Source organism: Streptomyces sp. NPDC097619, assembly GCF_040302735.1.
Lineage (GTDB): Bacteria > Actinomycetota > Actinomycetes > Streptomycetales > Streptomycetaceae > Streptomyces.
This window is the reverse complement of the sequence record NZ_JBEOSD010000233.1, coordinates 1-8,403: the sequence shown is the minus strand read 5'-3', so window position 1 is coordinate 8,403 and position 8,403 is coordinate 1. Positions and strand designations below refer to the sequence as shown.

Sequence of the window (8,403 nt, the reverse complement as noted above, 5' to 3'; positions counted from 1 at the left end):
GCCCGGCCGTGCGGGCGACCGCCTCAGCGGTAGGGGCTCCACCCCCCGTACCGCGCCAACAGCGAACGGGCCGCCGCCGCGTCGATGCCCAGCGCGGTGGCCATCTCCTCCGGGCTCATCCGGGCCCGCGCGTCGTGCGCCGCCCCGTAGGCCGCGTACCCGGCCGCGATCTCCATCTGCCGGGCAGCCTTCACCGCCGCCGCCGGTGACTCGTCCGCGAGCCGTTCGATGGCCCCCTTGAGGCGGCCGAGCATGTCGGTGATCTCCTCCGGCACCGGGACGGTCCGCCGCTCCACGTCCATCGTGTGCGCGTCCCAGTCGTCCAGGCAGCTGTCCGCGTCCTCCCGCCCGGCCTGCCACAGCGGGGCCCCGCCGAAGGACTCCCAGTCCAGCGCGTGCTCCGGCCCCGCCCAACCGCAGGAACACACCGCCCGGAACGCCGCCGCCCGAGGACCCAGGAAGGCCGTGCCGTCGTAGGCGCTCCACTCCCGCGTCGTACGCCCCTCCGAGCCCGAACCCGTGTCGAAGTACACCGGCTCCGCCACGCTGCCGTCCGCCAGCAGCACCCCGACGGTGCCCTCGTGCGCGCTGCCGTGGAAATCCGTCGTCCAGGTCTCTTCCACCACACCCTCCGATCACGTGCGGTCGCCCCCCGCCGGGCCCGCGGCCCGGGCCCCCGCTACACCATGCCCGCTCGACGGCCGCGTAGGCCGCCGCCTCCGGGGCAGCAGTCCAGCGGGGCCACCGGGGTCCGCCCAGTGACCGAGCGCTCCGCCGCTCGTTCCCCCTCCGTACGTGCATCCGCACGCACGCCCGCTGGAGAGGACGGCAGGACACCATGGAAGCTCTGATCGCGGCCAAACTCCGCAGGCGGTTCGACCTGTTCGACCAGGACGGCGACGGGCTGGTCACCAAGGAGGACTACGACCTGCTCGCCGGCCGGCTCGCCGAGGCCGCGGGGGAGGCGCCCGACTCGCCGGCGGCCCGCGACCTCGCCACCGCCTACGACGCGGGCTGGACCCGGATCAGCGGGGAGCTGGGCCGCGGCGAGGACGCCCAGCTCGACGAGGAGGACTTCGTCAGCGCCTGGTACGCCGTCGCCACCGCGGACGGCTTCGACCAGGTGGTCCTGCCGGTGGTCGACCGGGTCATCGAGGCCATGGACGCCGACGGCGACCGGCAGCTGGACCGCGCGGAGTTCACCCGCTGGCTCGCCGCCTACGGGGTCGGTGAGCAGGAGGCGGCGACCGCCTTCACCACCCTCGACCGGGACGGTGACGGCCGCCTCGGCCACGACGAGCTGGTCCGCGCCTTCGAGGAGTACTTCACCGGCACCGAGCCCGATCTCCCCGGCAACGCCCTGTACGGCCACCTCACCCTCTGAGCCCCGGCCCGTCCGGCCCCGCCCGCCCACCACTCGACGGAGACCTCCATGCCCGAAGACCTGCTCACCGCCAAGATCAGCCACGGATTCGACCACCTGGACGCCGACGGCGACGGCAGCCTCACGGAAGAGGACCACCGCGTCATGGGTCGTTCGGTCGCCGCCTCCCTGGGCCATGCCGTCGGCTCGCCCGAGGAGGGCCGGATCGTCGACGCGTACCTGGACATCTGGCGCGAACTGCACCTGCCGCGCCTTCCGGCGGGGGCCACCTCCCAGTCCAAGGAGGAGTTCGTCCGCGCTGTCGCCTCCCTGGCCGGACGCCCCGAGGCGGCCCGCGCCACCCTGGGGGCCCTGGCCGAGGCGTTCCTGGAGATCGCCGACGCGGACGGCGACGGGAGGGTGGACGTCGACGAGTTCCACGCCTTCCAGCGCGGCCACTTCCCCCGGTTCACGCGGGACACCGCCGAGGAGGCGTTCCGCCGCCTGGACCGGGACGGGGACGGCGGGCTGTCCCGCGAGGAGTTCGTCTCGGCCGTCATCGAGTACTGGACCAGCGCCGACCCCGCCGCGCCGGGCAACTGGTGGGCGGGCGAGCCCTTCCCCGGCCTGCGCTGACCGGGACCGTCGGCCCACGGCCGGTCCCGGGCGCCCGTCGGCGGCCGGCCGCGCGTCGTGGGCCCCGGGCGGCCCGGGAATGACGGGCCGCCCGGGTCGGTTAGCGTGGGAGCCCAGCACGATTCCGGTCAAGCCGGAAATATCCGGGAGGCTTCCAGCGGTGCACGGTGAGTACAAGGTTCCGGGCGGCAAGCTCGTGGTCGTCGACCTGGAGGAGGAGGCCGGGGCCCTGCGCGGGGTCCGGGTGTCGGGGGACTTCTTCCTCGAACCGGACGAGGCCCTCGACGCCGTGAACGGCGCCCTGGAGGGCGCGCCCGCCGATGCCGACGCCGCCGCGCTGGCCGCCCGCGTCAGCGCGGCCCTGCCTCCGGGCGCCCACCTCTTCGGGGTCACCCCGGAGGGCATCGGCATCGCCGTCCGCCGGGCGCTGGCCCAGGCCACCGAATGGGCCGCGCACGACTGGCGGCTGATCCGGACGGCCCCTCAGGAACCGGCCCTGCACATGGCCCTGGACGAGGTCCTGACGACCGAGGTCGCGGAGGGCCGCCGCCCGCCCACCCTGCGGATCTGGGAGTGGGCCGCCCCGGCCGTGGTGATCGGCAGCTTCCAGTCCCTGCGCAACGAGGTGGACGCCGAGGGCGCCCGCCGCCACGGGATCACCGTGGTCCGGCGGATCTCCGGCGGCGGCGCCATGTTCATCGAGCCCGGCAACACCATCACCTACTCGCTGTCGGTCCCGCAGTCGCTGGTCTCCGGGCTGTCCTTCGCCGACTCCTACGCCTACCTCGACGACTGGGTGCTGGGCGCGCTCGGCGAGATGGGGGTGCGGGCCTGGTACCAGCCGCTCAACGACATCGCCACCGAGGCCGGAAAGATCGCCGGGGCCGCCCAGAAGCGCATCGTGTCGGGCGGCGGGGCCGTGCTGCACCACGTGACCATGGCCTACGACATCGACGCCGACAAGATGACCGAGGTCCTCCGGATCGGCCGGGAGAAGCTCTCCGACAAGGGCACCGCCAGCGCGAAGAAGCGGGTGGACCCGCTGCGCCGACAGACCGGCCTCGGCCGGGAGGAGGTCATCGACCGTCTGGTCGGCGCCTTCCGCGGCCGCTACGGGCTCACCGAGGACGCCGTCACCGACGAGGAACTCGCCCGCGCCGAGCAGTTGGCCCGCACCAAGTTCGCCACGCCCGAGTGGACCGCGCGCGTGCCCTGACCCCGGGAAGGACCCCGGGCGGGGGAACGGCCCCGGACGGGGGACCGGGCCGGGAGCGGACTGGCCGGCCCCCCGCCCCGTGGATCACACTGGGCGGATGGCGAGTTATCCGCGGGTGGAGTGCCCGGTCTGCCGGGGCGTGTACGCCGGAGCGCCCACCCGGGCCACCGGCATGGTCAGCGTGGTCGACCACAAGCGCGAGTCCCGTTCCCTGAGCCTGTGCCCCGGCAGCATGACGCACGTCCGCCTGCGCGACGCGGGCGCCTGGCAGGAGCAACTGCCCGATCCGGCCGCCGCGCCTCCCGAGCCCACCCTGTTCGACGCGGACTGAGTCCCGGCGGACGCTCCGCCCCGCCGCCGGTCCCACGGTGGCGGGGCCTTTCGTGACGCCCGTGTGACGGCTTCCGCGGGGTCGCCGGCGCGCCCCCGACCTGCCGGCCCCGGCCGCGCAAGGCCCCCGCGCGTCACCGTCCCGGGCGTGGTCGGCGCCGATCCCCGAGGCGGTCTTGTAATGAACATGCCTCCTGATGAACCATGACGCGTGCTCACAGCAGCCTCACAGCATGCGCACGGAGCACCCGCACGTCCCGCACGTACCGCACGCCGTGCACACGCCGTACGTCCGGCCCGTCGGGCACCGCCACCACGCCCGGCACCACCCGTACGCCGTGCCCCCGCGCGCGGCCCGCACCACCCGCACCACGATCCGTCCTTCCGCGTCACCAGCACGAGGAGACCACGTGGCACGACGCACCTCACCGTTACGCTCGGCACTCGCCGCCCTCACGAGTGCCCTGCTCCTCCCCCTCGGCGCCGGGGTCGCCGCGGCCGCCCCCGAACCCCGGCCCGGCGGGGCGCCGACCGCCGCCGAACTCAAGATCGAACCGGCCCTGCGGGCCGAACTGGAAGAGGGCAAGGCCGCCTTCTGGGTCCGCCTCGACAGCGCGGCCGATCTCGGCGCGGCGGCCCGGCAGCGGACCCGCGCCGGCAAGGCCGAGGCGGTGTACCGGGCCAAGCGCGCGCACGCGGACCGCACCCAGGCCCCGCTGCTGAAGGCCCTCGACGGAGCCCGCGCCGAGTACACCTCGTACTGGATCGTCAACGCCGTGCGCGTGGTCGGCACCGAGAAGCTCGCCGAGAACCTCGCCCAGCGGCCCGAGGTCGCCTCCATCGACGCCGACGAGAAGGTCAGCATCCCCAAGCCCCTCGACGGCCGTCGCGAGGCCGCCACCGACGCCGTCGAGTGGAACGTGGACCGGATCAAGGCCCCGCAGGTCTGGGAGCAGTTCGGGGTCCGCGGCGAGGGGATCGTCGTCGCCAACATCGACAGCGGCGTGGACGCCGGACACCCCGCCGTGAGCGCCCAGTACCGGGGCCGCCAGGCGGACGGCACGCTCGTCCACGACTACAACTGGTTCGACCCGGCCGGGATCTGCGCGGGCGGAGCCCCCTGCGACAACAACGACCACGGCACCCACACCATGGGCACCATGGTCGGCGACGACGGCGGTGCCAACAAGATCGGCGTGGCCCCCGGGGCCAAGTGGATCGCCGCCAAGGGCTGCGAGACCAGCTCCTGCTCCGAGGCATCCCTGCTGGCCTCCGGGCAGTGGATCATCGCGCCCACCGACCGGGCCGGCCAGAACCCCCGGCCCGACCTGGCCCCGCACATCGTGAACAACTCCTGGGGCAGCTCCGCCCACGACGACTGGTACCAGGGCATCGTCGACGCCTGGCGGGCCGCCGGCATCTTCCCGGCCTTCTCCAACGGCAACTCCGGACCCGGCTGCGCCACCAGCGGTTCCCCGGGCGACTACGCGAACTCCTACAGCTCCGGCGCCTTCGACATCAACAACACCATCGCCTCGTTCTCCTCGCGCGGCGCGGGCCCCGGCGGCATCGTCAAGCCGAACCTGGCCGCCCCGGGCGTGAACGTCCGCTCCTCGGTGCCCGGCGGCTACGACTCCTTCTCCGGCACCTCGATGGCCTCCCCGCACACCGCCGCCACCGTGGCCCTGCTGTGGTCGGCCGCACCCGCCCTCGAAGGCGACGTGGCGGCGACGGAGGCCCTGCTCGACGGCACCGCCGAGGACACCGCGAACACCGCCTGCGGCGGCTCCGCCGCGGACAACAACGTCTTCGGCGAAGGCCGGCTCGACGCCTTCGCGGCCGTCTCCGCCGCCCCGCGCGGCGCCACCGGGGCCCTCTCCGGGACCGTCCGCTCCGGCGCCGACCCCGTGGCCGGGGCCAAGGTCACCGCCGACGGCCCGATCGACCGCACCACCACCACGGCCGCCGACGGCAGCTACTCCTTCCCCGCGCTCAGCGTCGGCGAGTACGCCCTGACCGCCGGGAAGTTCGGCTACGGACAGCAGAACGCCACCGTCGCCGTCACCGAGGGCACCACCGCCACCGGGGACTTCACCCTGACGCAGGCGCCCTCCGCCACCCTCACCGGCACCGTCTCCTCCGGGTCCGGCCCGGCCGCCGGCGCCACCGTGACCGTGGTGGACACCCCGGTCACCGCCACCACCGACGCCCAGGGCCGCTTCGAGGTCACCCTCCCGCACGGCGCCTACGAGGTCCGGGCCTCGCACCCGGCCCGCTGCGTCACCGCGGGCAGCGCCCGGGTCACCCTGCCGACGGACGCCACCGTCACCGTCACCCTGCCCGAGCGCACCGACACCTACGGATACGCCTGCGCCGCGGGCACCCGCCCGTACGCCGCCGGCGACCGGCAACTGGCCCTGACCGGCGACAACACCACCGAACGGGTGGAGCTGCCCTTCCAGATCCCGCTGTACGGCAAGACCTACGGCACCGCCTGGGTCGGCACCAACGGCACCGTCAGCTTCGGCGGCGCCCACACCGGCGACATCAACTCCGACCTGCCGAGCGCGGCCACCCCCAACGCGGCCCTGTACCCCTTCTGGGACGACCTGGTGGTCGGCGCGGCGGGCACCGGATCCGGCGTGTTCACCTCCGTGACCGGCACGGCCCCGCACCGCTCCTTCGTCATCGAGTGGCGGCAGGTCTCGCACTGGTCGGCGCAGGCGGACAAGTTCTCCTTCTCCGCCGCGATCGGTGAGGACGGCCGCGTCACCTACCACTACAAGGACACCACCGGCACCGGGCTGAAGGCCGGTTCCAGCGCGACCGTGGGCGTGGAGAACGCCACCGGCACCGACGCCTTCAAGTACTCCTTCAACACCCCGGTGCTCTCGGACGGCCTCTCGCTGTCCTTCCGCACCACCCGCAGCGGGGTCGTCACGGGCCGGATCCTCGACGCCAACGACGGCAACGGCGTCGCCGGGGCCACCGTGACCGTGGGCGCCGGCACCGCCGCCGTGACCGCGGTCACCGGCGCCGACGGCGGCTACGTGGTCCAGAGCGCGTCCGGTTCCGTGCCGGTCTCGGTGACCGCGAACGCCTACCAGGGCGAACAGGTCACCGTGCAGGTCGACGCCGACGCCGTGACCGGGGTGACCCGCTTCCTGAAGACCGGCAAGGTCACCGCGGCCAAGCCTTCCGTGGAGGTCGTGGCCCCGCCCGGGCAGAAGCGCACCCGCACCCTGCCGCTGACCAACCCCGGTCTCGGGACCGCCTTCACCGTGGCCGAGGACGCGGCCTGGCTGGCCGTCACCCCGGGCGCCGGCGAGCTGCCCACCGGCGGGCAGGTGCCGCTCTCCCTGGCCGTGGACACCACCGGGCTGGTCCCCGGCACCGTCCTCACCGCCGAACTGAAGATCACCTCGGCCAGTGGCCGCAGTCCCGTGCTGACGGTCCCGGTCAAGGTGGTCGTGCCCCGCTACCAGGCCGCCCTGGACACCGGGTCCGACTACGCCGGCACCGACGCCCTCGGCGACAGCTGGTCCCCGGACCGCAAGTACACCCCGGGCTCCTACGGCTACCAGGGGACCTCCGCGACCAAGGCCACCGGCCGCGCCATCGCGGGCACCGAGGAGCAGAAGCTCTACCGCAACGCCCGCGAGGGCATGTACGAGTACCGCTTCGACAACGTGCCCGACGGCATCTACACGGTGGAGCTCGGTTTCGCCGAACTGGCCTCCACCAAGCCCAACAAGCGGGTCTTCGACGTCCTCGCCGAGGGCGTGCAGGTCCTGCCCGCCCTCGACATCTCCCTGGAGGCGGGCACCTACACGGCCCTGTCCCGGACCTACCAGGTCACCGTCACCGACGGGGTCCTCAACGTCCGCTTCGTGGCCCGCAGCGGCTACGGCAAGCCCCTGGTGAACCTGCTCCGCGTCACCGAGCGCCCCGACCGGAGCTGAGCCCCGCACCCTCCGCGGCCGTCCCCGCCCTCCGGCGGGGGCGGCCGCCCCGTATCCGCTGAATCGTTCCGCCCCTCGGCGGCGGGGGATCCGGACCCGACAGGTCCGTGTCCACCCCGCGGACCGGGCACGGCGCGGCGGAATTTCCGCGCCCGCACGGCCGGTTGCAAGCGGACATGAGCAACGAAGCACAGCCCGAAGACCGTTCCTTCCTCTTCGTCCTCGGCAGCTCCCGGGCCGACGGCAACTCCGAGATCCTCGCGCGCGAGGCGGCCGCCCAACTGCCGGCCGGAGTACCGCAGCGCTGGATCGACCTGACCGGGACCCCGCTCCCCGACTTCCGCGACGGCCGCCACGAGCACGACGGCCGACCGGGCTCCCCGCAGGAGGAGGAGCTGCGCGCCGCCACCCTGGAGGCCACCGACATCGTGCTCGTCACGCCCCTGTACTGGTACAGCGTGTCGGCGCAGACCAAGCGGTACCTGGACTACTGGTCCGGCTGGCTGGCGGTGCCCGGCCTGGAGTTCAAGCAGCGGATGGCCGGGCGCCGGCTCTGGGCGGTCACGGTGATGGCCGACCGCGACGAGGCCCGTACGGACGGGCTGCTCGCCACCCTCAACAACACCGCCGCCTACCTCGGGATGGGCTTCGGCGGGGTCCTCCTCGGGAACGGTTCGCGCCCCGGCCAGGTCCGCGACGACGCCCGGGCCCTGCGCCGGGCCAAGACCTACTTCGCCCGCAGCACCCCGCCGGCGGAGTTCCCGATCGGCGCGCCCACCGGGGACTGACCGCGAGACGTCCGGTGCGGCGCCCCCGGGGGGTGGTGCGGCGCCCCCGGAGGTGGGGAGGCCGGACGGGGGGGGCGGGCGGGCGGACGGGGGAGCGCGGCGGCGCCC

The 8,403-nt window shown here is 74.3% G+C and carries 7 protein-coding genes; 6 read left to right on the top strand and 1 reads right to left on the bottom strand.

The window, feature by feature from the left end:
* Positions 1 to 23 precede the first annotated feature (23 nt).
* Complete coding sequence (locus tag ABTZ17_RS34830; protein ID WP_352199813.1) at positions 24 to 623, bottom strand: hypothetical protein; 600 nt, start codon at positions 621 to 623, stop codon at positions 24 to 26.
* A 215-nt stretch (positions 624 to 838) separates the two neighbouring features.
* On the opposite strand from ABTZ17_RS34830, the gene ABTZ17_RS34825 reads away from it, so the two are divergent.
* The 6 genes from ABTZ17_RS34825 (at position 839) to ABTZ17_RS34800 (ending at position 8,295) form a co-directional block, all read left to right on the top strand.
* A complete protein-coding gene (locus ABTZ17_RS34825) occupies positions 839 to 1,384 on the top strand; it encodes an EF-hand domain-containing protein (RefSeq protein WP_352199812.1) in 546 nt (181 codons plus the stop codon).
* Positions 1,385 to 1,432: 48 nt separating this feature from the next.
* Positions 1,433 to 1,999, top strand: coding sequence for an EF-hand domain-containing protein (locus tag ABTZ17_RS34820; RefSeq protein ID WP_352199811.1), 567 nt, complete (start codon positions 1,433 to 1,435; stop codon positions 1,997 to 1,999).
* 160 nt (positions 2,000 to 2,159) lie between these two features.
* A complete protein-coding gene (gene lplAB / locus ABTZ17_RS34815; protein ID WP_352199810.1) occupies positions 2,160 to 3,215 on the top strand; it encodes a lipoate-protein ligase LplAB in 1,056 nt (351 codons plus the stop codon).
* A 97-nt stretch (positions 3,216 to 3,312) separates the two neighbouring features.
* Positions 3,313 to 3,546 (top strand): hypothetical protein, encoded by a 234-nt coding sequence (locus ABTZ17_RS34810; protein WP_352199809.1) that lies wholly within the window; start codon positions 3,313 to 3,315, stop codon positions 3,544 to 3,546.
* Positions 3,547 to 3,778: 232 nt separating this feature from the next.
* Positions 3,779 to 7,507, top strand: coding sequence for a S8 family serine peptidase (locus ABTZ17_RS34805; protein WP_352199808.1), 3,729 nt, complete (start codon positions 3,779 to 3,781; stop codon positions 7,505 to 7,507).
* Positions 7,508 to 7,683: 176 nt separating this feature from the next.
* Positions 7,684 to 8,295 carry a flavodoxin family protein gene (locus tag ABTZ17_RS34800; RefSeq protein ID WP_352199807.1) on the top strand — a complete coding sequence of 204 codons (612 nt, stop codon included), beginning with the start codon at positions 7,684 to 7,686 and terminating at the stop codon, positions 8,293 to 8,295.
* Positions 8,296 to 8,403: the final 108 nt, after the last annotated feature.

Excerpts from the sequence above, each read along its gene's own strand:
- ABTZ17_RS34825 (WP_352199812.1), top strand. The coding sequence starts at position 839 with ATGGAAGCTCTGATCGCGGCCAAACTCCGCAGGCGGTTCGACCTGTTC.
- ABTZ17_RS34820 (WP_352199811.1), top strand. The coding sequence starts at position 1,433 with ATGCCCGAAGACCTGCTCACCGCCAAGATCAGCCACGGATTCGACCAC.
- ABTZ17_RS34810 (WP_352199809.1), top strand. The coding sequence starts at position 3,313 with ATGGCGAGTTATCCGCGGGTGGAGTGCCCGGTCTGCCGGGGCGTGTAC.
- ABTZ17_RS34805 (WP_352199808.1), top strand. The coding sequence starts at position 3,779 with ATGCGCACGGAGCACCCGCACGTCCCGCACGTACCGCACGCCGTGCAC.
- ABTZ17_RS34800 (WP_352199807.1), top strand. The coding sequence starts at position 7,684 with ATGAGCAACGAAGCACAGCCCGAAGACCGTTCCTTCCTCTTCGTCCTC.